This window comes from Patescibacteria group bacterium (genome assembly GCA_028707065.1).
In the GTDB taxonomy this organism is placed as follows: Bacteria; Patescibacteriota; Patescibacteriia; order Patescibacteriales; family WJLG01; genus JAQTUZ01.
On the sequence record JAQTUZ010000003.1, the window covers coordinates 45,674 to 68,057 of the forward strand.

The 22,384-nt window shown below is 44.3% G+C and carries 22 protein-coding genes; 5 read left to right on the forward strand and 17 right to left on the reverse strand.

Annotated features, from left to right (window positions below; all coding sequences use genetic code 11):
• Nucleotides 1-193: 193 nt before the first annotated feature.
• Together gyrB and PHE24_01855 are read left to right on the forward strand one after the other, a co-directional pair.
• The gene (gene gyrB / locus PHE24_01850; GenBank protein ID MDD4901857.1) at nt 194-2,230 is read left to right on the forward strand and encodes a DNA topoisomerase (ATP-hydrolyzing) subunit B; all 2,037 of its coding nucleotides are present in this window, start codon (nt 194-196) and stop codon (nt 2,228-2,230) included.
• Between the two features lie 174 nt (nt 2,231-2,404).
• Complete coding sequence (locus tag PHE24_01855) at nt 2,405-2,836, forward strand: divergent PAP2 family protein (protein MDD4901858.1); 432 nt, start codon at nt 2,405-2,407, stop codon at nt 2,834-2,836.
• A 147-nt stretch (nt 2,837-2,983) separates the two neighbouring features.
• Here PHE24_01855 and PHE24_01860 read toward each other — a convergent pair whose 3' ends face one another.
• The 3 genes from PHE24_01860 to eno form a co-directional block, all read right to left on the reverse strand.
• Nucleotides 2,984-3,862 (reverse strand): hypothetical protein, encoded by an 879-nt coding sequence (locus tag PHE24_01860; protein MDD4901859.1) that lies wholly within the window; start codon nt 3,860-3,862, stop codon nt 2,984-2,986.
• Nucleotides 3,863-3,877: 15 nt separating this feature from the next.
• Nucleotides 3,878-5,464, reverse strand: a complete 1,587-nt coding sequence (gene gpmI, locus PHE24_01865; protein ID MDD4901860.1) for a 2,3-bisphosphoglycerate-independent phosphoglycerate mutase — start codon at nt 5,462-5,464, stop codon at nt 3,878-3,880.
• Between the two features lie 225 nt (nt 5,465-5,689).
• Nucleotides 5,690-6,946 (reverse strand): phosphopyruvate hydratase, encoded by a 1,257-nt coding sequence (gene eno, locus PHE24_01870; GenBank protein ID MDD4901861.1) that lies wholly within the window; start codon nt 6,944-6,946, stop codon nt 5,690-5,692.
• Between the two features lie 159 nt (nt 6,947-7,105).
• Here eno and PHE24_01875 point away from each other — a divergent pair, with 159 nt between their 5' ends.
• Nucleotides 7,106-7,363, forward strand: coding sequence for a hypothetical protein (locus PHE24_01875; GenBank protein ID MDD4901862.1), 258 nt, complete (start codon nt 7,106-7,108; stop codon nt 7,361-7,363).
• A gap of 141 nt (nt 7,364-7,504) precedes the next feature.
• On the opposite strand, the gene PHE24_01880 is transcribed toward PHE24_01875, so the two are convergent.
• From PHE24_01880 to PHE24_01905, 6 genes are all read right to left on the reverse strand, one after another.
• Nucleotides 7,505-8,716 carry a phosphoglycerate kinase gene (locus tag PHE24_01880; GenBank protein MDD4901863.1) on the reverse strand — a complete coding sequence of 404 codons (1,212 nt, stop codon included), beginning with the start codon at nt 8,714-8,716 and terminating at the stop codon, nt 7,505-7,507.
• A gap of 39 nt (nt 8,717-8,755) precedes the next feature.
• Entirely contained in the window at nt 8,756-9,952 is a 1,197-nt protein-coding gene (locus PHE24_01885) for a PDZ domain-containing protein (GenBank protein MDD4901864.1), read from the reverse strand.
• 24 nt (nt 9,953-9,976) lie between these two features.
• Entirely contained in the window at nt 9,977-10,714 is a 738-nt protein-coding gene (locus tag PHE24_01890; protein ID MDD4901865.1) for a hypothetical protein, read from the reverse strand.
• Between the two features lie 32 nt (nt 10,715-10,746).
• Nucleotides 10,747-11,103 carry a hypothetical protein gene (locus tag PHE24_01895; GenBank protein ID MDD4901866.1) on the reverse strand — a complete coding sequence of 119 codons (357 nt, stop codon included), beginning with the start codon at nt 11,101-11,103 and terminating at the stop codon, nt 10,747-10,749.
• A gap of 204 nt (nt 11,104-11,307) precedes the next feature.
• The gene (locus PHE24_01900; GenBank protein ID MDD4901867.1) at nt 11,308-12,231 is read right to left on the reverse strand and encodes an epoxyqueuosine reductase QueH; all 924 of its coding nucleotides are present in this window, start codon (nt 12,229-12,231) and stop codon (nt 11,308-11,310) included.
• An 8-nt stretch (nt 12,232-12,239) separates the two neighbouring features.
• Entirely contained in the window at nt 12,240-13,277 is a 1,038-nt protein-coding gene (locus PHE24_01905) for an MraY family glycosyltransferase (GenBank protein ID MDD4901868.1), read from the reverse strand.
• 80 nt (nt 13,278-13,357) lie between these two features.
• On the opposite strand from PHE24_01905, the gene PHE24_01910 reads away from it, so the two are divergent.
• Complete coding sequence (locus tag PHE24_01910) at nt 13,358-13,588, forward strand: hypothetical protein (GenBank protein ID MDD4901869.1); 231 nt, start codon at nt 13,358-13,360, stop codon at nt 13,586-13,588.
• Nucleotides 13,589-13,687: 99 nt separating this feature from the next.
• Here PHE24_01910 and PHE24_01915 read toward each other — a convergent pair whose 3' ends face one another.
• The 6 genes from PHE24_01915 to gltX all read right to left on the reverse strand — a co-directional run bounded on the left by PHE24_01915 (nt 13,688) and on the right by gltX (nt 20,293).
• Nucleotides 13,688-16,435: an ATP-dependent Clp protease ATP-binding subunit gene (locus PHE24_01915; protein MDD4901870.1), complete on the reverse strand. Its 2,748-nt coding sequence runs from the start codon at nt 16,433-16,435 to the stop codon at nt 13,688-13,690.
• A gap of 25 nt (nt 16,436-16,460) precedes the next feature.
• Complete coding sequence (locus tag PHE24_01920) at nt 16,461-17,366, reverse strand: NAD(P)-dependent oxidoreductase (protein ID MDD4901871.1); 906 nt, start codon at nt 17,364-17,366, stop codon at nt 16,461-16,463.
• 17 nt (nt 17,367-17,383) lie between these two features.
• Nucleotides 17,384-17,758 carry a hypothetical protein gene (locus PHE24_01925; GenBank protein MDD4901872.1) on the reverse strand — a complete coding sequence of 125 codons (375 nt, stop codon included), beginning with the start codon at nt 17,756-17,758 and terminating at the stop codon, nt 17,384-17,386.
• Between the two features lie 149 nt (nt 17,759-17,907).
• On the reverse strand, nt 17,908-18,258 hold the full coding sequence (locus PHE24_01930) for a hypothetical protein (protein ID MDD4901873.1): 351 nt from the start codon (nt 18,256-18,258) through the stop codon (nt 17,908-17,910).
• Between the two features lie 28 nt (nt 18,259-18,286).
• Nucleotides 18,287-18,757 carry a GNAT family N-acetyltransferase gene (locus tag PHE24_01935; GenBank protein MDD4901874.1) on the reverse strand — a complete coding sequence of 157 codons (471 nt, stop codon included), beginning with the start codon at nt 18,755-18,757 and terminating at the stop codon, nt 18,287-18,289.
• A 21-nt stretch (nt 18,758-18,778) separates the two neighbouring features.
• Nucleotides 18,779-20,293: a glutamate--tRNA ligase gene (gene gltX / locus PHE24_01940; GenBank protein ID MDD4901875.1), complete on the reverse strand. Its 1,515-nt coding sequence runs from the start codon at nt 20,291-20,293 to the stop codon at nt 18,779-18,781.
• A gap of 178 nt (nt 20,294-20,471) precedes the next feature.
• On the opposite strand from gltX, the gene PHE24_01945 reads away from it, so the two are divergent.
• Nucleotides 20,472-20,738 (forward strand): hypothetical protein, encoded by a 267-nt coding sequence (locus tag PHE24_01945; protein ID MDD4901876.1) that lies wholly within the window; start codon nt 20,472-20,474, stop codon nt 20,736-20,738.
• Between the two features lie 75 nt (nt 20,739-20,813).
• Here the strand turns inward: PHE24_01945 and PHE24_01950 are convergent, their stop codons facing one another.
• Complete coding sequence (locus PHE24_01950; protein MDD4901877.1) at nt 20,814-22,037, reverse strand: WecB/TagA/CpsF family glycosyltransferase; 1,224 nt, start codon at nt 22,035-22,037, stop codon at nt 20,814-20,816.
• A 77-nt stretch (nt 22,038-22,114) separates the two neighbouring features.
• On the reverse strand, nt 22,115-22,306 hold the full coding sequence (locus tag PHE24_01955; GenBank protein MDD4901878.1) for a hypothetical protein: 192 nt from the start codon (nt 22,304-22,306) through the stop codon (nt 22,115-22,117).
• Between the last annotated feature and the right edge of the window lie 78 nt (nt 22,307-22,384).

The following is a 22,384-nucleotide window of genomic DNA, read 5'->3' on the forward strand; positions in this document are numbered from 1 at the left end:
AGCGCCTAAAATTCTTGCTTATCGGTTCTTTTTTTGCTATAATTATAGCAGACAAAGCAATAAACCTGTGTTAATAAATCAAGTAGCTTGAGTGTTGTTTATGGGGCTAATATTAAGTGATTAATTCGACTGGATGACTAGCCAAATTAATTTTATTTAATCAACTTTTCCCCAATCAACCAATTAACCAAATATGACCAATAAAGAACTGGAAAAGAAGAAAAAAGAATCGACTTATGACGCGAGCTCCATCACGGTTTTGGAGGGCTTGGAACCGGTCAGAAAACGGCCGGGAATGTATATCGGATCGACTTCGGCGGCCGGCTTGCATCATTTGATCTGGGAAGTAGTCGACAACAGTATCGATGAAGCGATGGCGGGATTTGCCAACTATATCACCGTCTCTCTTTTGTCTGACGGCATGGTAGAAGTTATCGATAACGGGCGCGGCATTCCGGTGGGAAAACATAAAGCCACCGGCGTTTCGGCTTTGGAAACGGTGTTAACTAAATTGCACGCGGGCGGAAAATTCGGCGACAGCGGCTATAAAGTTTCCACTGGTTTGCATGGCGTCGGCGTCTCCGTGGTTAATGCCTTGAGCGAATACATGAAAGCGGAAGTTCACGTCGACGGTAAAGCCTGGGTCCAGGAATATCGCATGGGCAAGCCAAAGGCGGCGGCCAAGCCAGTCGGCAAAGCGGTCGGTACCGGTACCATCATCATTTTTAAACCGGACGCGACGATCTTTACCGAATTGGAATTTGATTGGGAAAAAGTGCTTACTCGGTTGCGCCAACAAGCTTATTTGACCAAAGGCATTACTTTTGAAGTCAACGATAAACGCGTTAAAGGACAGGAAAAAAAATATAAATTTCATTTTGAAGGCGGAGTGCTTGCTTATATCAAGGCCCTAAACCGAAATAATACCGTTAAGCATGAAAATATTTTTTACGTAGACAAGGAAATTGAAGGTTCCCGAGTGGAAATCGCTTTACAATACAATGATGAATTTAATGAATTGGTTTTACCTTTCGCCAATAATGTCCATAACCCCGAAGGCGGCACGCACGTCATCGGTTTTAAGACTGCCTTGACCAGAACGCTTAACGCTTATGCCCGCAATCACAATTTAATCAAAGAAAAAGATGAGAATCTTACCGGCGACGATGTCCGGGAAGGTTTGACCGCAATCATCAGCGTTAAATTGAAGGATCCGCAATTCGAAGGACAAACCAAAGCGAAATTGGGCAACGCCGAGATTAAGACCGCTGTGGAACAAGTTTTTGGCACGGCCTTTGCGGATTTTCTTGAAGAGCATCCTAAAGACGCTGAAGCGATCATCGGCAAATGCGTTTTGTCGGCCATGGCTCGCCTGGCCGCCCGTACGGCCCGCGCTTCCATTCTGCGTAAAGGCGCTCTGGAGGGTATGACCTTGCCGGGAAAATTAGCCGATTGCTCCAGCAACAGCCCGGAAGAATGCGAATTATATATTGTCGAGGGCGACTCGGCCGGCGGCTCGGCCAAACAAGGCCGTGATCGGCGTTTCCAGGCCATTCTCCCTTTGCGCGGCAAGATCTTGAATGTTGAACGCGCCCGCTTGGACAAAATGCTTGCTAACAATGAAATTAAAAACTTGGTCATCGCACTCGGCACAAATATTGACGAGCAATTCGACTTAACCAAATTGCGCTATCATCGCATCATTATCATGACCGATGCTGATGTCGATGGCGCTCATATCCGGACCTTGCTTTTGACTTTATTCTATCGCCATTTCGAACCGTTGGTTACCAACGGCCATCTTTATATCGCCCAGCCGCCATTGTATCAGGTTAAAAAGGGCGCGCAGATCGAATATGCTTATTCGGATGAGGAAAAAATAAATATTATTAAAAAATTGGGCGGCAAAGTCGAGGAGATCGAAGAAATCATGGAGGGTGCGGATGAAACCGAGGATTCCGCCTCTGCTTCGCCGGGCGAAGCTACGGCGGACAATGCAAAAAAAGCAGCGAATTTGCGCATCCAGAGATATAAGGGTTTGGGTGAAATGAATCCGGAACAGCTTTGGGAAACGACTATGGACCCGGCCCGGCGCATCCTCAAACAAGTCTCGCTTGATGATGCCGAAGCCGCGGACGAAATTTTCGATATGCTGATGGGCGACGACGTGGCGCCGCGCAAACATTTTATCCAGACGCACGCCAAGAAAGTGAAGAACCTCGATATTTAGAGAAAATTCCAAAATTCTAAGCTCAAAATCCAAAACAAGCACGAAATTAAAAATCCAAAATTAAAAAAATTCGAGTTTTGGTCATTTGAATTTTAAATTTATTTTGGATTTCGGATTTTGTGCTTCGGATTTAAATATAAAATATAGCGATAAATTTAAATTTATATAACCTTTATGCAATATTTGCTCTTGCCGCTGATTGCCGCGATTATCGCCCAGACGGCGAAATTTTTCATCAAGTCCAATCACGAAAAAGCGTCCTGGAAAAGCATTACCGCTTATTCCGGCATGCCTTCGGGCCATAGCGCGCTCATCGTCTCTTTGGCGACAATCGTCTTTTTGAAGGACGGCTGGCAATCCCCTCTCTTCGCCATTAGTTTGATTTTTGCCGTTATCGTCATCAGGGACGCGGTCGGAATCCGGCGTTATCTGGGCGAGCACGGACGGATGCTTAATGAATTGGTAAAAGACTTAAAAGAAGAGCCGGACCAGCCCTTAGACCAGAATTATCCGCATCTCTTGGAAAAGATCGGCCATACGCCGGCGCAAGCGGCTATCGGCGCCCTGATCGGCTTGGCGGTCAGCCTGATCGGATTCTGGTTGTAAATCTATACGAACTACGAATCTTTACGAATATACGAATCAACGAATTAATCCATGAATTTTAGAATTCGTATATTCGTAATTATTCGTAGTTCGTAGAGTATAAATAAAAAAGCGGCCATAGGCCGTTATTTTTATTGTCTGGTAATATTAGATTAACGCTTTGCCATCCAAATCATCGGGAAGCGGTAAGTTCATGATTTTTAAAATCGTCGGCGTTACATCCAGCAGGCTCCCGGCCGGAGCGACCAAGGCCAAATCGCCGCCCGGCGCTTCCATAAAGCCAAAGGATTTGCCTTCAAATTGCTTGCCGACAATAATGAACGGCACGGGATTGACCGTGTCTTTTTTATTTTTCAATTCGGTTTTCATTTCGATCGCTTCCTCGGCATTACCGTGAGTGGAGCTGATCAATAACACTCCGGAATTATCCAAAACGGTTTTAACTATGCCGTTTAAGGCGCGATCCATGACTTGGGCGGCCTCGACCGTAGCGGAAAAATTTCCCCGATGCGCCACCAGGTCAAGATTAGCCATGATCGCCAAGATAAAATCAAATTTCCGGCTCTTAATTTTTTTAAGCAATTCAGCGGCCAATAATTCAGCGGCCATGGCCGGCGTTTCGGAATAATCATCGGTAGGGCCGCTGGAAATGATCTGAAAATTTTCCTCCTTCACCTTTCGCTTATTATTGATAAAAAAAAGGCCATAGGCCATTTTTTCCGGTTCAGTGATCACTGTCCAGTCTAATCCAGCCCGATCAAGATAGCCGAAAAGACTCAAGTTGGCCTGGGATAATTTTTGTTTTCCCGTGCCCAGGGCCAGGTAGTTATCAGCGATCTTGGTTTTTTTGCGAATAATTCCCGGCCGGGAAGAGTTTAAAATAGTGGCCGGATATTTCACGATCAGTTCTCGGAAATTCGGCGTTTTGGCCCGTGAAACCGCGTTGCCGTCGCTTCCGGCGGCGATCCCCCAGCCGTCCAGAACCAACAATACCACCGGTCCTAAATTTTCATTTTTTCCGTTCATGATCGGGGAGATTATTTAAATTAATAAGCTGGTGCCGCTCATGATGGAGGGTTTTTTCTTGTTGATAATATCCAAGATGGTCGGTGAAATATCGCAAAGCGAACCCCTGGTTTTTAATTTTTTAGCTTTAAGTTTATTATTCACCAGAATAAACGGCACCGGATAGATTGAATGTTCCGTATCAACCTCTCCGGTTTTCAAATTGATCATTTCTTCGATATTGCCGTGATCGGCGGTAATGATTACCGTGCCGTGTTTTTTCAAGTAAGCATCGGAAATTTTTTTAACGCACTTATCCAATATTTCGCAGCACTTAACGGCCGCTTTTAGGTTGCCGGTATGGGCCACCATGTCCGAAGCGGCAAAATTCAACACGGTAAAATCATATTTTCTCCGCGACAAATTGAGCAAAATTTTTCTCGTCAGTTCGATCGATCTCATCTGCGGGGTTTTATCATAAGACGAAACCGAGGGCGAAGGGATCATAAAATGGTCTTCGCCATTGATCATGCCGGCATAACCGCCATTGAAAAAGTAAGTGACATGGGCGAATTTTTCCGATTCGGCGATATAAAGCTGGGAAATATCGCTTAAAATAATAGGCAAGGTGCTGCAAATATCAACACTGGGGTAAGCCGAAAGAATGTTGTCCAAATCCGGACCGAAATCGGTCATGGTCACGAACAGCAAGTTTTCCAAATTCTTCTTTCTGATAAAAGATCCTTTGTTTCTTTTGGCAAAATTCTTTTGCACGAAAACTTTGGCTAATTGGCGGGCGCGGTCAGAGCGCAAATTGAAAAAAATCACCGAGTCATTGTCGCCGATCAAGCCTTGGCGGTTAATGACATAGGGTTTGATAAATTCATCAGTTTCGTTGCGATTGTAGCTTTCAATGATCGCTTTTTCCGCGTCTGGCGCGTTCAAACCTTTGCCCAAAACCATGCAATTATAAGCAGCTTGGGTGCGGCTCCACTCTTTTTTTCTGTCCATCGCGTAAAATCTGCCTATCAAAGTGGCGATTTTAACATGATTTTTGACGTTCTTTTTTAAATTTTCCACGATGCGCAAGGCTTCGTGCTGGGGCGAATCGCGGCCATCGGTGAATAAATGCAAATAAACTTTCTTTACTTTGTTTTCTCGGGCGAGCCTGATCAGCGCCTCGAGATGGCTTAAGTCGCTATGCGGACTCATGCCATTGGAAAGCATGCCCATTAAATGCAGCTTGGATCGTTTTTTTATGGCGTTTCGGCAAGCTTCCTTAAAAGCCGAGTTCTTAAAAAAAGTGCCATCCCTGATGCTGCGATTGATTTTTACCGCGTCTTGCTCTACCACTCTTCCCGCTCCGATATTCATATGGCCGGCTTCGCTATTGCCGACTTGATGCGGCGGCAAACCCACATAATGGCCGTGCGCGTGCAGCTTGGTATACGGATAAGTCCTGCTTAGGTAATTCAAGGCTGGTGTTTTAGCCAGATAGATAGCATTGCCGCGGCTAGACTTGGCAATTCCCCATCCATCCAGGATCACTAAAATCATCGGCAAGCCGCCCCACCTTTTATCCTGAATCTTTTTTTTGCCTGATTTTTTTGATTTTTTTACCATAATTATTTTTATTATCAAGCGAAGCGAGCGAAATAATCCCGCGCCGCGCGGAGATTATTTCCGAGCGAGCGATGATAAGATTGGTTATCAAGCGAAGCGAGCGAAATAATCCCGCGCCGCGCGGAGATTATTTCCGAGCGAGCGATGATAAATACCCCGTCCGCTTGCGGCGAGGATACCTTTTAAAAAAGATGGGCGCAGGGTTTGCTCTGCGGTTGATACCATTCATTGGATAATTGCTTCAATTTCCATTAGACGATTATATTTGGCCAGCCGTTCTCCCCGCGAGAGCGAACCGGCCTTGATAAAATTCGCTCCCGCCGCCACCGCCAGATCGGCAATAAAATCATCGTTGGTTTCGCCGGAGCGGTGCGATACCATTATTTTATAATTATATTTTTGGGCCAATTTGACGCATTCCATGGTCTCGCTTAAGGTGCCGACTTGATTCGGCTTGATCAAGATGGCGTTGGCGGCTTTTTCTTTCAGCCCTTTGCGGAAGCGATTGATATTTGTGGAGAATAAATCATCGCCGATCAGCATTATCTTGTCGCCCAATTCCGCGGTTAATTTTTTCCAACCCGGCCAATCATCTTCGCCCAAACCGTCTTCGATGGAAATGAGGGGAAATTCATGCAGCCATTCCTCGTATAAACCGATTAAGTTCTCGCTGGCATAGAAAGCATTGTCCAATTTAAAAACATATTTTCCGCTTTCCTCGTTATAAAGCTCCGAAGAGCCGACATCGATGCCCAATCCGATATCAACCCCGGGCTTATATCCGGCATTGATGACGGCGGTAACGATGAATTCGATCGCCTGCACCGAGGAAACGATATCGGGAGCATAACCTCCTTCGGCGCCGACATCGGTATCAAAACCTCCCTTTTTAAGAACATTCCCCAGCTCATGAAAAATTTCCGCTCCCATTCTGACCTTTTCGCGAAAGGAAATTTTGGCGAGCGGCAAGATCATAAATTCCTGAAAATCCAAATTAGTATCCGCGTGCTTGCCGCCGTTAAAAATATTAAAAGACGGCGTGGGCAGAGAAAATTTATTTTGGAAGCCGTAGATCTCTCTCAAATACTCGAATAATTCCTGTTTTCTTGATAGCGCGCCGGTTCGGGCGGCGGCCAAGGAGACGGAAAGAATGGCATTGGCGCCCAAATTCTTTTTATTATCAGTGCCGTCAAGCTTGATCATTTTTTCATCGATTTCCGACTGCTTGATGATATCCGCTCCGACTAATTCAGGGGCGATTATCTCATTGACGTTTTTAACCGCCGTTAACACGCCCAAGCCGCCGTATCTTTTCTTGTCGCCATCGCGCAATTCGTGCGCTTCGTGAATTCCGGTCGAAGCGCCGGACGGCACGCTCGCTTTGCCGACCGTCCCGTCATCTAAAATAATCTTTGTTTCCACGGTCGGATTGCCCCGGCTATCCAGAATTTCCCGAGCTTTTATTTCTTTTATTTTAGGCATAAAGATTAAATTTACAATTTACAATTTTAAATTTTCAAATAATTTTCAAATGTTTAAATTCTTAAAAAATGCATTCAAACATTGACAAAAAAATATTTTTATGCTAATCTCTCTCTATAAGATTTTAACACATTGCTCTATATTACAAGGAGGATAAAAATGAATCAGAGAAGTACTAATGTTTCTGCGTTTGGTCTTCTTGTGAACGCGCTGACTAAAAAAAGCGACGATGGCGATACTGGGGAAATCTTCCCCCTATCTGACGCTAAAGATTTAGAATGCGGCGCTCAAATGATCCCCAGAAAAGTTACCGATGCCAGGCGTGCCGGTAAAAAGGTTATTTTTTCCACAAAAGGCGAACAACATCAATGGTATTGGTTAATGCCAGATGGTTCTAAAATTTATAACGAAGTTTAAAGAACCTTTTAACATGCAAATCCTTGATAGCCCTTGTGCTTTCGTGCAAGGGTTTTTTATTTTTAAAAATTTATAAATTAAAAAATTATTTCCCTGGCCGCGTCCCGCATCCGCGGGCAGGCAAAATTGAAAATTTAAAATTTATTCTAACCCGGGCATCCTCTCTCCGCCCAAATACGCGAGCATCGCTCCCCCGCCGGTGGAAATCCAATCGACATATCCTTCCATCTTGGTCATCTTTAAAGCCTCCAGGGTTTCACCGCCGCCAACCACGCCAAAAGTTTTGCCGCGGGATCGGGCCGCGATCAATTCTCCCAAGGCCATAGTTCCGTAGCGGTAATGTCTTTGTTCAAACGCGCCCAGCGGACCGTTCCAGACGATGGTTTTGGCTTTTTTGATCAAGGTCGAAAAAAGCATGATCGTCCGCGGTCCGATATCAAAAACAATGTCTTTGGCGCCGATATCGTCGATCAACTTCACCAGCGCGGAACCGCGGTGGTTTACCACCACGTCCAAAGGCAAAACGATCTTTTTATCGCTCAATAATTTCTGGGCGATCGCCACGCTTTCCTTATCCACTAAAGATCTGCCGACGTTCATCCCCATCGCTTTGAAGAAATTATTCGCCAAAGCCCCGCCGATCAATATTTTCGCCGCCTTATCCTGCAAATTCTTGATTAGTTTGATTTTAGTTTTGATCTTGGCTCCGCCCATCAGGATAATCAAGGGTTTGACGGGCTTTTTTATCTGGTCCAAATTAAAAATTTCTTTTTCCAAAAGCAAGCCGGCAAAGGACGGCAAGAACCGCCGGATGGCGCTGACCGAAGCGTGGGCGCGATGACAGACCGAAAAGGCTTCATTGACGTAAATATCGGCCGACCGTGATAATTCCCGGGCAAACGCCCGGTCGTTTTTTTCCTCGCCTCGGTTAAAACGCAGATTTTCCAGAAAGATTATTTTTCCGGGCTTAAGCGCTTTGATCGCCTGATCCGCTTCCTTGCCCACCGCGGCCGCGACGAATTTGACGCGATTGCCGCCCAAAATTTGATTTAATCGTTTAGCTAAAAATTTACAAGACAGTTGGGGAATTTTTTTCCCTTCCGGCTTGCCCGCCGACTTGTCCGCCGTAACCTTGGCAGAGGCGGAAGCTGTGCGAAGGCTGGGTTCGCCCAGGTGGGTCGCCAAGATCACCCGGCAGCGATAGCGCAATAAAAAACGGATGGTCGGCAAAGCGGCTAAAATTTTCGTCTCATCTTTAATCTTGGTCTTAACCCGCGGCACATTAAAATCCACTCGCAAAAAAACAGTCTTGCCTTTAATTTGTTGAATATCGTTGATAACTTTTAATTTCATAGCTGGCAATATTAATTGATTATTTCCCGCCGTGCTATTTTATTTGAGCGCTTGTAATTTTACCATTACCGAGTTTTCCACGCCGTTACGGCGATAGATCAGGTTGATTTCATCCTGGGCTGAATATTTTTCCAGGATATTATCCAGATCATGCAAAGCATCGATCTTGGTATTGTCCACCGAGATAATAATATCGCCGGCTTGCAAACCGGCCACTGCCGCCGCGCTGCCGGCTTTTATTGCCGGCGTTTTGCTATCGGAATAGATCAGCGCGCCCTGATCGTAACCCGCGGCCTTAATGGCGTAATCCCGCAAATTGACATAACTAACGCCCAGCGAGGCGCGCTGGCTTTCCTTGCCTTGCAATAATCCTTTGATCAGAGGTTGAAAATTATAAAGCGGGACCGGCCCGTTTATTTTGTCAAAATAACCGATCACCTTGCCGTCCAGGCTGAAAATAAAAGCATTGTCGAAATAATCGCCCAAGTTATTGGCAAAAATAATATCTTGCGAGCCGTTATCACTGTCGGCAACCGGTTGGTTGCTGGCTACTTTATCAACGATTGAAGTCAAATAGCTCTCCCCCAGCCAATTCAAAGCTACCAGCGATTGGCTGTTCGTCAGATCCATCTTGCTGACGAAACTTTTAACCGGTAAATTTTTGGCGTTGGCCAGATGGACAAAAATATATGAATCAATTCCGGTTTGGCTGATCTTATCGATATTGTAAATGTCTTTTGTTTTCGTAATAACAACAAAGTTTTTCAAGATTGAGCTTTCCGGAGTATTTTTGGTAAAATCCGAGGTCAAAATCCACCCGTCGCTGGTAACTACGATCCCTTCGCCGATCGCGTCACTCAGCTTATAATAATCGGCGATAGCAAAAGCTTTCCCCGCGGCTGGCGGCGAACCGGTGGCCGTGATCTGGTTTTTTTTAAAAACGCCGACCAGGCTGTTTTGACCGGAATTGATAGTGTCATTGATCTTATTTTCTTGGCCGGCAATGATTTTTTTGGCATTTTCAATGATTGAATTGGCCTGGCGCAAACTCTCCTGGGCCGCAGTATCGGTTTGATTGGTTAATGTCGTCGGGCTGACATTTTGCCCTAAATAAGGCCGCAGAATGATCAAAGCGGCCGCTCCGCCACCCCAGCCGAATATTATAGCCAAAACAATGACCCCTAATAAAAAAAGGTTACCTCGCTTTTTTTTCAATGTAGAATTGATTTCTTTCATATGATCAGAAAAAAAATTGATGGGTTATGCCCATTTTGTCGTTAAGAAGATCAAGACCAATGAAATAGATCCCGAACTTAAGTATAATTTAATACTGCGGCTGGTTAATTTATCCGCTAACGATAATTTGATAAAACCGCTCAATAGATAGAAGGCAACAGTGGCGATCAACCCCAGGGTGTTATAATTAAAAGGCAGAAAATAAATAGCCCAGGCCAACTGAACCAGTAAAAGTCCGGCGAGAAAAACATAAGCCAAGGCGTTTCTCGCCGTAATCCCGTTAGCCCAAAGAATTTGATAAATCACCAAGATAACCAGCGCTGCCGAACATAAGATCAGCAGCCAGATCGGCCAACCAAGGAAAGATTCCTGGGCATAAATGACCGCGAAGGAAAAAAAGACAGTTAGCAGATTTCCGTAAGAAGAAATATTTTCCAAGAAATCCCGTTGCCCGCCTTGATAAATATTTTTTAAATAATAGTAGCTAAGGCCGAAATTCAATAGGTATAAAAAATGAATAACGTATTGATTGACCGCGAACAGCGAGTAAAAGGCCAGAGAACTGGAAAGAAGCAACGGCAGAATTGAAAAATTCCAAAACTCTTGGCTAATTATTTTTTTTCCGGTGATCAGGCGCACGGCAATCAGCAGCAGCAGATTGGAGGCGATCAAAGCCGGATAAAACAAATTAGCCTTAAGAAAGAAGGCTTCAAAAAGAATAAAATTTACCAATGGCGTGGCAATGACAAAAAGGTAAACCATGATTTTAAAAATTCACCGGCTGATAATAATCATCAAAGTGTTTCCGGAATGCTAAATTTCTCCGCGTTGACTTCGACCCAATCGCTATCGCTCTCTTCCCATTTATAAACTTTGAGGCGAGAACTCTTTTCCGTCGGACTATAAAGATACTCCACTCCCGTATCTGACCCGCCGCGGTGGGAATAAATGGTTTTTTTATCCAAAACAATCGGTTTTTCCACAAATTCCAGCCTGGTTTTCCCTAGCGGGCTCTCGAATTCCACAAAATCAACATCAACGCCGCCTTCTTCCTCAAAATGCTCCTGGCCCTTATCGATTATCTCAAACGCATCCAGGACTTTTCCCTTGATCGCTTCCCATTTTTCGCGGGTCATATATTCACGTAGCACATAGCACGCAACACATAACAAGCGCGCAAAAGCTGCTTTTTATAAAAAAATTATCTCAATGCAATTATACCATTTTTTTAATAAAAATCAATTAAGCCGCGGCCTCATGCCAGGTAATCAACTGCAATGTTAATTTTATAAAATTATCGCAAAATAAGGTATTTTATATTTTCTGTCTCTTTCTAAATCCGGTAAATTTTATATTTATGTGTTATGTGTTACGTGCTTTATGCTATGTGCAGAAAATTCGCAGCCGCAATATTTCTGCCGATAAAATCTAAATTTTCGGGAAAGCAATAATGAGCGCTGCCAGCCGTTATTTTCCTTAAAATCCTGATCCAGAAATTTTTGGCCGGTTATTTCGGCAATGGCTAAGCCGGCTTTATTGACGAGGTAAGAATTTTTATGCGGGCTGACCGTCAAGGTCGTAGCGTAATAAGGAATATTTTGCCGGCTGGCAAGTTGCGCCGCCTCCCGCAAGCGATGGGCAAAACACAATTCGCATCTCGATCCGCCTTCGGGTTGATCTTCACGGCCTTTGATCGCCGCCAGCCAATCTTGATGATCGTAATTTCCGATCCGTAATTTTATCCCGAAATTCCTGGCCAATTTTTTAACTTCGGCCAGGCGTTTTCGATATTCTCTTTCCGGGTGGATGTTGGGATTAAAAAAATATAATTCCAATTTAAAGCCTGACGACAAGATTTCCGCCACCGCCGAGGCGCAAGGCGCGCAACAGACGTGCAAAAGAAGTTTTTGCCGCGGCGAATGATGGATCATATAGGCGATGGGAATGGCGAGCGAAGCTCCGACCACGCCGGCCAAAAAATCCAGATAAGAAGGGATTCTGCCGGGTATATAAGCTTGCACGAATTCACCAAGAACATTGATCAAGGCAACGAAAACAAAAGAAAAAAAGGCGACCTGGCGGAAAGTAAATTTATCCCAGGCAATGACCGCCGCCATAACCAAATAAGCCATCACCCCGAAAAAGACCAAGTGAGCCGCTTTGTCATAAAAAGTGACGCGGGAAAAATCGGTCGGCAGATAGATCAGCGGATACCAAAGCAATGACAAAACAGCGGCCAGCCAACAAAGCAAAACAAAAATCAATAAATATTTTTTCATCGATAAAGTCAATTATTTTTTTTAAATTTCGACTTTTCCACCCAAGCAAAGCCCATGATCAGACAAACCATGATCGCGAACAGGACTCCGACCGCCAATAATTTACCCAGGCTTTGCAAAAAAAGCGCGCCCAAACCGAATAACAGGGAAAAACAATAAAAGATCAAAACCGTTTGGCGCTGTCCGATTCCCAAATCAAGCAGCCGATAATGCAGATGCGCCCGATCAGCCGTCTTGAAAGGATTTTTGCCGGTAGCGAGGCGGCGGATGATCGTCCAGACAAAATCCAAAAGCGGCAAACCTAAAACCAAAAGGGCGATAGCGATTTTTCCTCCGGAAATAATGGCTAATACTCCCAAAATATAGCCAATGAGCAGAGAGCCTCCTTCGCCTAAAAAAATCCTGGCCGGATACCAGTTAAAAACCAGAAAACCAAGACAGGCGGCGGCAAAGACAAGCGCCGCAAAAGCGATATCCGGCTGAAAATATTTAGTCGTGATGGTAAAAAGAAAAATGATCAAACCGCCGATGCCGCCAAGTCCGGTCACTAAACCATCCACGCCGTCCAAAAGTTTGGTGGCGTACATCATCGCCAATAACCAAATAACCGTGAACAAGACGGAAGCGATCCCGCTGAAATATAAAAAACCGCCCAGCGGATTAGTGATTTTACCGATACCGATCTGGCCGAGAAGAACGCAGGCGATCGCCAAGATCGGCCAAATAATTTGCTTGCTCGGTTTTAAATTATATTTATCATCAAGAAATCCGCCGATCATCAAGCAACAAGCGCCGCCAAAAAACCACCACCAATGCCGATAGGTCAGGATGCCCAAGACCAGCCGATCGTGAAATAAAAATAAGATTAAAAAAAATGCCGCAAAGACCGCCAGACCGCCAAGCAATGGGATTGGTTTCTCGTGAAATTTTCTTTGCCCATCAGGCCGGTCGATGACTCTTAATTTAATGGCTAACCTAACGGCTATAATGGTAAAAATCAAAGAAAAAACAAAGGCGAATACGGCGGGAATAAGGTAAGGCACCATTGACTTTGGTTAAAATATATTTATAATTTAAATACAGGGGGTTCTTTCGCAAACCGTTTACCGTCAGAAGGAGGTGAATTATGAACAGTCAAAAGATCAAATCGATCAGGTCAGGCAGACGGTATCGAAGCGCTCTGATTTTTTCTTCAGGTCCGCCGGAGCGGAAAAATCATCGGCCGGCTTTGGATGTTTATGCTAAAGTTGCCGAGGAAATCGCCGCTCAAGAAGGCAACAAAAATGTGTTGTCCGAACAAGCCCAAAGATTTTTGCGAATTTTGCAAAAAAATCTTTTGGGCGGCTTGCGCACTTAACCTGGAGGAACAATGACCAGAGCAACAATCTTAGGACGCGACTCTTTTTTAATAATTTTAAAAAAGATGCGCGTCCTTTGTCTTTTTATGACAGAAACATCATAACACTCTGCCCTTGATGATCTCAATATCGGCGTTGTCGTTGATCACCACCGTATCTCTTCTTTGCAATTCATTGCCCAGGATCTTTTTGGCAATATTGTCTTCGATCTTATCTTGGATCAAGCGGCGCAAGGGACGGGCGCCGAATTTAGGATCAAAGCCCAGATGAGCCAGCGTCAATAATCCGCCATCGCTTATTTCCAATCCCATTCCCTTGCTTTTCAGCATTTCGGCCACATCCGAGAGCATTAAACGGGCGATAGCGACGATATCATCTTCGGAGAGCGGCTTAAAGACGATAATGCCGTCGAAACGATTGATCAATTCCGGCCGCATCACTTGGCTTAACTGCTCGTTGATCAAAGAATTTTTGATATTCTCAAGCGGCGCGCCTTTATTCATTTCATCTTGGATGAATTGCGAACCGGCATTGGAAGTGGCGATGATAATGCTGCTGGTGAAATCGATGGTTTGGCCTTGGCCATCGGTCAGGCGCCCGTCGTCCATCACCTGCAAGAACAGATTGAAAATTTTGGGATTGGCTTTCTCGAATTCATCCAGCAAAATAAGCGAAAACGGTTTTTGCCTGACCGCTTCGGTCAGATAACCCTTAGTACCGTCGGTATCGCCGATCATTTTCTTGATGCTCGCCTCTTCCTGATATTCGCTCATATCCAATCTGACCAGCAGATCTTTTTTATGAAAATAAACCCGGGCGATAGTTTTCGCCAATTCGGTTTTTCCCACGCCGGTCGGCCCCATAAAAAGAAAACTGGCGATCGGCCGCTTGCCTTCGCGCATTTCCGTGCGGGCGCGGCGCAAGCTATTAGCCACCATATCGACTGCTTCCTTCTGGTCGATCATATATTTATGGATCTCTTCTTCCAAATTCAATAATTTCGCGCTTTCCTCGCCGCCCAGATCCTGCACGGGAATTTCCGTGAGCTGATTAATGGTCAGGGCAATATCGTTCTTGTCGCAAATATATTTTTTTCCCTTATGTTCGCCGGCGACTCTGACGGCGGTTTTTTCCAAAATTTGAATCGCCTTTTCCGGCAAAGATATTTCATGGATATATTTTCCGGCCAGCTCGACAGCCGCTTCGATCGCGTTGTAGGAAAAGAAAATATTATTGCGCGCTTCCAAATAGCCGATCTTGCTCTCCAGAATCTGGATCGCCTGATCGTTATCCGGCTCGGCAATTTTCAAGCGGGTCATCACCCGGCCGATCGCCGCTCTTTCCACGAACTGGACATAATTTTGGTCGTCAGCCGTGGCCAAACAGCGGATAAAGCCTTTTTCCAATTGCGTCGCCAGCACTTCGGAAAGTTCCAAACTGCCTTCGGCTCCGGCGGTGATGCCGATCAAATTTTCCAAATTATCGATAAAAAGAATAATGTTGCCGGCGCGATTTATTTCGTCGATGATCGCCAACAAGCGGGCTTCGGCATCCGCGGCCGTGGCTCCCGAAACCAACCGGGCGATATCCAGTTCGATCAACCGCTTATCGCGCATAAACTCCGGTACTTTTTCTTCAGTAACCATTTCCCGGGCAATGCCCTCGATGATCGTCTTTTTTCCCACCCCTTTCGGGCCAGTCAGTAAAACGCCATTTGATCCGGTTTTGAAAGCATCAAAAACCGCGGCGATTTCTTTGGCTCTGGCCACGCAAAGCTGCAATCTTCCCCATTTGGCGGCTAAAGTAAGGTCGTAGCCGTAATTATTCAAGATTGGAGTTGCTACGGCGGTATACGCCCGATCCATCACTGTTTTAGGCTTGAAAACCGCCAATTTCCGGTATAATTTATAATTAGCCACTTGCTGTTCGTTGATGCGAAACCAGGCAATGGCATTTTTAATTTTATTGGTATCGATTTTTAAATCCAAGAGAATTTCCTCGAGAGTCGGACTACTGGCAACACAAGGTAAGAGCAAATTCAGCACCGTGGTGTTGTCTTCCTTGAATTCATAAGCCTCGACAAAACCTTGCATGAGAATTTCCTTAACTTCGTTAGAGATCACCAGATCCGCTTCCTTTTTAAGCGTTTGAGGCAGCGTTTTGAGCTGGCTGCTCAATCTTTTCACTAAATCATGCCCGCTGACATTAAGACGGCTCATCAGGATAGATATTTTTACGGAACCCAGCATGGCATAAAATAAATGCAACGAAGTAAGTTCCGGATTTTTTAATCTCAGGGCTACTTGATAAGCATCCTCGATGATCGCCAATGTTTTATCGCGAAAGGTCAGGGAAACGTCCAGCCGTTTTTTATAATGGCGCAATTCATTCCAATTGTTGGGATAAATTTTTAACTCAACTAATTTAAATTCTTTGATCCGGGCTTCGTCATCGCGTGCTTTATCGGCCCGATAGATCAGAAACATCAGCCCCAGGAACCCGATCCAAAAAAATAAAATAAAAATATTTTTTTCCCGCCAGAAATATAATATTTTATTGACCAGATCAGCCTGCTGATTCTGCCAAACCCAAAAAACGAGCGAACCTAAGCCGCCGATAAACAAGAGCAGGGCCATTAGATCCAGCAATAAATCCAGAAAACGCCGGACTTGGCGCAAAAAAATCATCGCGCGGTTGATCCGCAACCCCCAATATAAAAAATTGCCCTGATAAAAAAGGCCTTCGCCTAAGCCGGCGCAATTAGGGCAAGAAAAATTCTTGTCATTAACGCCCGATCCTTGGCAAGTGGGGCAAGTAATAAAAGATATGTTATTATTTTCCGCCATATATTAAAAATATTCGGTTTGCCGATCAATTTACTAAATTAATCGGTTTCTTTTTGATCCAAGCTTCCACGTTGTCGATCATGATATCATTAGCCGTCCGGCAGGTCATATCGGTATGGAAAGCGATGTGCGGAGTTACGATAATCTTTGGCGATTGCCGGAGTTTTGAATAAATATCATTTTTCGTGTTAAAGATTCCTACTCCTGCCGGGTCAATAGCCGCGCCTTTCAGCCGGCCAGAGTCAATTGCTCCAATCAAAGCGTCAACATTATAGATATCGGTGTCGGTAATACTGACAAAGAAAGCACCTTCTTTCAGAGATTCAAAAAACTTTTTATCCAGCAAATTCTTTGTCTCCGGATTATTCGCCAAACAATTAACCACGAAATCAGCTTGCTTGATCAAATTGATAAGATCGCCGCCCCTCTTGAAATACGAAACTTCCATGTCAAATACTTCGCAGATTTTTCCGACTCTGATGCCGACATTACCCTTGCCCAAGATAACAACTTTTTTTCCGGCCAAGCCAGGCATGTGTTCCAATACATCTTTTTCGCCAACTTCCTCAATATTGATATATTTCAAAAGTTTGCGCGAAAGAATAATCATCATTCCGACAATCCACTCGGCAACCGCCGATTTATTGCAGCCTGGCGCGTTTGCCACTTTAACATTATTATGTGCCAATTTTTTCAAATCAAGCCAACCGACGCCGACAAAAGGCAGTGAAATAAATTTATTCTTCAAATCATAGATAATGTCCGCAATCGGCACGCTCTCGGCGCAAATAATATCGGCTTCAGATAATTTTCTTAAGCGTTCTTCCTTTGATCTTCCTTCTCCTTGCAAAAAATCAATTTCTCCGAGAGACTTTAACCTGCCTATCTGATCTTCGGCTAATTTCAAATTATCAGTAATGACAATCTTCATATCAAATAAAATTATTCCTATTTCGCCGTAATCTGCCACACGATCATATAAATTATCAAAATCGGCGCCAAGAACCAGATCCAAAAAACGATCAGGGCGATGATGATCCAGAAAATCAAAATTACGCTGCGGAAAATAATTTGGGCCAGCCGGATAAAAAAACTGATGATCGCGCCCTGGATATCGCGCTGGCCATACATCGGCACGAAGATGTTTTTTATCCAGACTAGCAATGCCAGCGATTTTTCTTTATCAGCGACGAAATTCGCCAAATTTTTGATAATCTTAAAAAGACCAAGGGAATACCACCAGAACGGAAAGAAAAAAATATCCATCAGAATACTAAAAAAAATGCCGCCTAAAGTTAAATTTGAGCTTTTTGAAGAAATCATTTTTGTATCATGTATAATGTATTATGTATAATGTGCCAGATACAAGATCCTTAATACATTATACATAATACTTAATACTATTATACCATTTTTACCCAAATAAAAAAGCCCCCGATAATTGTCATGGGAGCTTATCCGCAAAAGAAATCTTAGTCGTTTAAAGACAGGTTTGAAAACGGGCTGAACCGGATAAACTCAGCTATCCGTTGGTTGAAATCACTGCCCGGGATTAAATGGTCAACGATCTCTTTCCCGGCTAACGGCAGAAAGAACCGATATCTGGCCCGCGGGAGATAGATGTAACAAAAAAAAGTGCCTATCTCGAGTATTGGCCGACGGTTTTCCAGGGCGTCGCTATCACCGGTATAGATAAAAAATTCGCCAAGATACATAACCGGATACCAGCAATCGAGGTCATTCCTTAACCGCTCCAGAACGATCTCAAGAACGGCGTGCCTGTTTCTTAAATACCGGAAAAACCGGCAAATTGTTTTAATCATCACAACCTCCTTATCTTAGGCTAAATGGCTAAATCAAGAAAATAAGTTCATAATAAATTGTTTGTAAATGAGCAACGCTGCCTCGCTTATATTCTTTGAAACCATATTTCTCATAAAGCCGCCTGGCAGCCGCTTGATTAGTGTTAGTGTCAAGAATGATTTTTTCATAGCCCAATTCGCGAGCCCGATCAATCAAACGATCCAGGATTGTGGAACCGATTCCTTGCCTTTGATATTTTAGGTCAACTCGCATCCGTTTGATTTCCGCCGTCTGCTCATTAATTTTTCTTAAAGCGCCCATGCCAATTATTTCATCATTGAGCATTGCCATTAAAAATTCGCCCCGGTTATTCAAATAAATTTCTTTGATGTTGGAAAAATCCTGATTATACTTCGGGTCATCAAGAAAACTTTCGGTTTGTTTCAAGCCCTCGACATGCAAACGTAAAACAGTATCTTGATCCGAAGTCCGATATCGTCTTAGTTTTATTTTGCTCATGTTTTTCAATCGCTCCCTTCCTTAAAGTTTTGCGATCGCCTTCTTTATTTTATCGATGGTTTCGGACTTGCCTAAAACATCGGCCATCTCAAACGGCGAAGGGCTGGCTTTTTCGCCGGTTAGCGCCACGCGCATCGGCCAGAGATAATCCCCCACCCCTTTATTATTATCTTTGATATATTTAACCACGATCTCCTCTATTTTTTCCGTTTCCCAATCGGCATCAACGATTGCCTCCAAAATTTTCAATAAATCTTCCAACGAAGCGCGCGCGCTTTCGGGCGTTGATTTTTTCCAAACCAGCATCGCTTTATCGTATGACAGATTGTCCACAAAAAAGAATTTGGTATGCTCCCCTATTTCGGACAATTTTTTCAGCCGTTCGCGTTCCAAGGCGATGACCTTGCCGACGAATTGATCGGATTTTTTATGTTCATTAGAGGTTAATTTAAGATTCTCTTCCAGATACGGTTTGCACAAAGCGATCAATTCCGGCAATTCCTTCTTGCGGATATAGATTCCGTTCAGATAATCCAGCTTTTCCGCGCTGAAAACCGCCGGGCTAGTCCCGATATCCTGATATTTGAATTCCGCGATTGCCTCATCCATGGAAAAAATTTCCTTCTCGCCGGCAGGATGCCAGCCCAAAAGCGCGTTGTAATTCAGCAAAGCTTCCGGCAGATAACCCTTGGCGCGGAAATCTTCCACGGCAACATCATTATTGCGCTTGCTCAATTTTCCGCCGTTCTTATCCAAAACCAAAGGCAAGTGGATGAATTTCGGCGCTTCCCAGCCGAAAGATTTGTAAAGCAAAATATTTTTCGGCAAAGACGATATCCATTCATCGGCGCGGACGACATGGCTTGTTTCCATCAGATGATCATCGACAACCACGGCGAATTGATAAACCGGTATGCCGTTCGATTTTATCAAAACATAATCATCCAGATCAACCAGATTGAATTTTATATCGCCGCGCAATTCGTCATGCACGGTAATTTCTCCGGCAACGGGCAATTTGTGGCGGATGACATATTTTTCTCCGGCCGCGATCCTTTTAGCAACTTCTTCTTTGCTCAAGTCCCGGCAAGCGCGATCATAGCGCGGCGGTTTTTTCATCGCTTCGGCATCGGCGCGCATCTTAATCAATCTTTCTTCGGTGCAAAAACAAGGATAAGCCTCGCCCTTGGCCAATAATTCTTGAGTGTATTTTTTATAGATATCCAAACGCCGTGATTGAATGTATGGGCCGTAATCTCCAACATCCTTATTCTCATTCGGATGGGCGGCATTCGTAGTGCCGCGGATAGATCCTGGACCTTCATCGAATTTTATCCCGACCCAGTCCAAAATCTCAATCAATTTTTCAACAGCGCCCTCCACCTCTCTTTTTGAATCAGTATCTTCGATGCGCAAAAATAAAATTCCGCCCAACGATTTGGCGATCAGATAATTATAAAGCACGGTGCGCAAACTGCCGATATGCAGAAAACCGGTCGGCGACGGGGCGAATCTTAATCTGATTTTGTCGGACATAATATCGAAAAAGGTGATAAATTATGTTTTTATCTTACCATAATTTGCAGAAAAATAAAGGGCGAGGATTAGAAAAAATTTGTATTGACAAAATATTATTTAAATGCTATGATGTTTTTTTAATTTCATCGCACCTTATCATTTCAAGTCCAATAAAACATTTTTTAGGGGAGGTTCCATGTCTTCATTTTTCCTCATCTTAGGCCTGTTTCTCGTCGCTTTTGCTGTTTTGGGATACTTTACCGAAGGCAAGGCGTATTTCGCCAGAATCAAAAATTTGCAAAAACGGCGCGCAAAAAGTTCCAACTCGGGCATACCGCCATCGGAAGTCCAGAATGAAGCGATTTGCGCTTCGATATTCGTGACGATGATATTAGTCGTTGCGATTGTCGGACTAGCGATGTCGATAATTTCCCTGGACTGCAAAGTTCATTTCATTTCCTAACCCGCAAGGGCAGCAAAAAAGCGCTATCAATGACGATGGCGCTTTTTCATATCCTTTAATTACTATAAAAAGCCGTTATTTCTGTTTGACGAATTCTTTGAATTTTTTAAGGAAGCGCTGGGCCGAGCGCTTGCGGATCAGATGGACCGAATCGACCAATTTGTCAGAGTCGACCCATTTCCAGGCCGAATGATCCCAAAAATTTATCTTAATATCTTCATCGCGGCCGGTGAATTCGGCGATGAATAAACCCTGTGATTGGCCTTTGAAGCCGGTGTGCTTGCGGCGGGTCTTGGCCTGCATGCTGGTTTCGCCCGGACGATTGCCGAATTTATAGCGGTAGACATCTTTAAAAACTCGCTTGGCGATGAATTTATCGGAATTAATCTCTTCACTTAATTCTCTCGCTCCCGCGACGAGCAGTCTTTCCCGGTCCGTGCCGCCCTGGGGCAATTGCCAATGACCCGGTTCGTTCTGCCGCTCGACGATCAAAATTTTATACTTATCCCCCTCTTTCTTGTACAAAAGACAAGCGACATTATGGCGATAAAAAAACGGGTAGAAAATTTTTCTTTTGATAAATTCCCAGGGAAAGATAAAGATCGCGTTCCTGATCCGCTCTGATCTTTTTTGGCCCACGACCTGCGGATTGAAAAAAAAGCGCCAAAGCCATTCCATCCCGATGAAACGGATTATTTTCAGCGCCCGCTTGCGGCGGCCGGTCATAAAATCAAAGGTGCCGCCCACGCCCATCATGATTTTCGCCGACGGAATTTTCTTGATATTATGAAAAATAAATTTTTCCTGCCAGGGGAAACCTAAACCCACTAAAACGATCACTGGGCCGTAATTCAAGAATTTATCGCCTACTATCGTGTCAGTTTCGCGGCCGATGCTCTCGACCATAAAATCGAGCGTTGGATATTTTAAGCGCAAGGCGTCTTCGACTTCATTTTTTTTCGACAAGCCGCCTTTCCAGATCAATACCCCGACCTTGGTCTTTTCCGCCGCTGCCAAATCAAGCAGATCAGCGCTGAAATCCGCTCCGGTGATCCGCGGTAAATTTTTGCCGTTAAGCCAGCTGGCGATCTTCAAACCGATCCCGTCGCCCAAGCTCAAATCCGCGCTGTTCAAGATATAAAAAAGCTCCTCGTCGCGGTCGGCGGCCATGATGATTTCCGGATTGGGAGTGACGATAAAATGCTGCCCGCTTCCGGCCAAAAATTCTTTGGCCTTCAAAAGCAGTTTTTCCCTGTCCAGGTTTGTTATTTTGATGCCTAAAATAGAGATTGTTTCCATAATTTCATTATATCGGTTAAACCTAAAATTGCCAACAAAAAACCCGGTTTTACCAATAAACCGGGCTGTTTTAAATGCTATTTTTTAATGAGCTTCTGGCCGGCTTCAATAAGTGTCAAGAAATCCGATCTATTAGTACCGGCAAACATCAACTGAAACTTATTGAACTGCGTTAAGCTGATCCCCTCCAGCTTCTCGCCAGCCTCGACTTTTTTTAACATTTCGCCAAATTCTTCTTGCAAATTAATCCGGATCTTTGCGTGCCGCATCGAGCTGCCTCCATTGTTAAAATTAACTGGAAAAAGAATTTTTGTTAATATTAACTAAATACTAAATTTTTGTCAAGG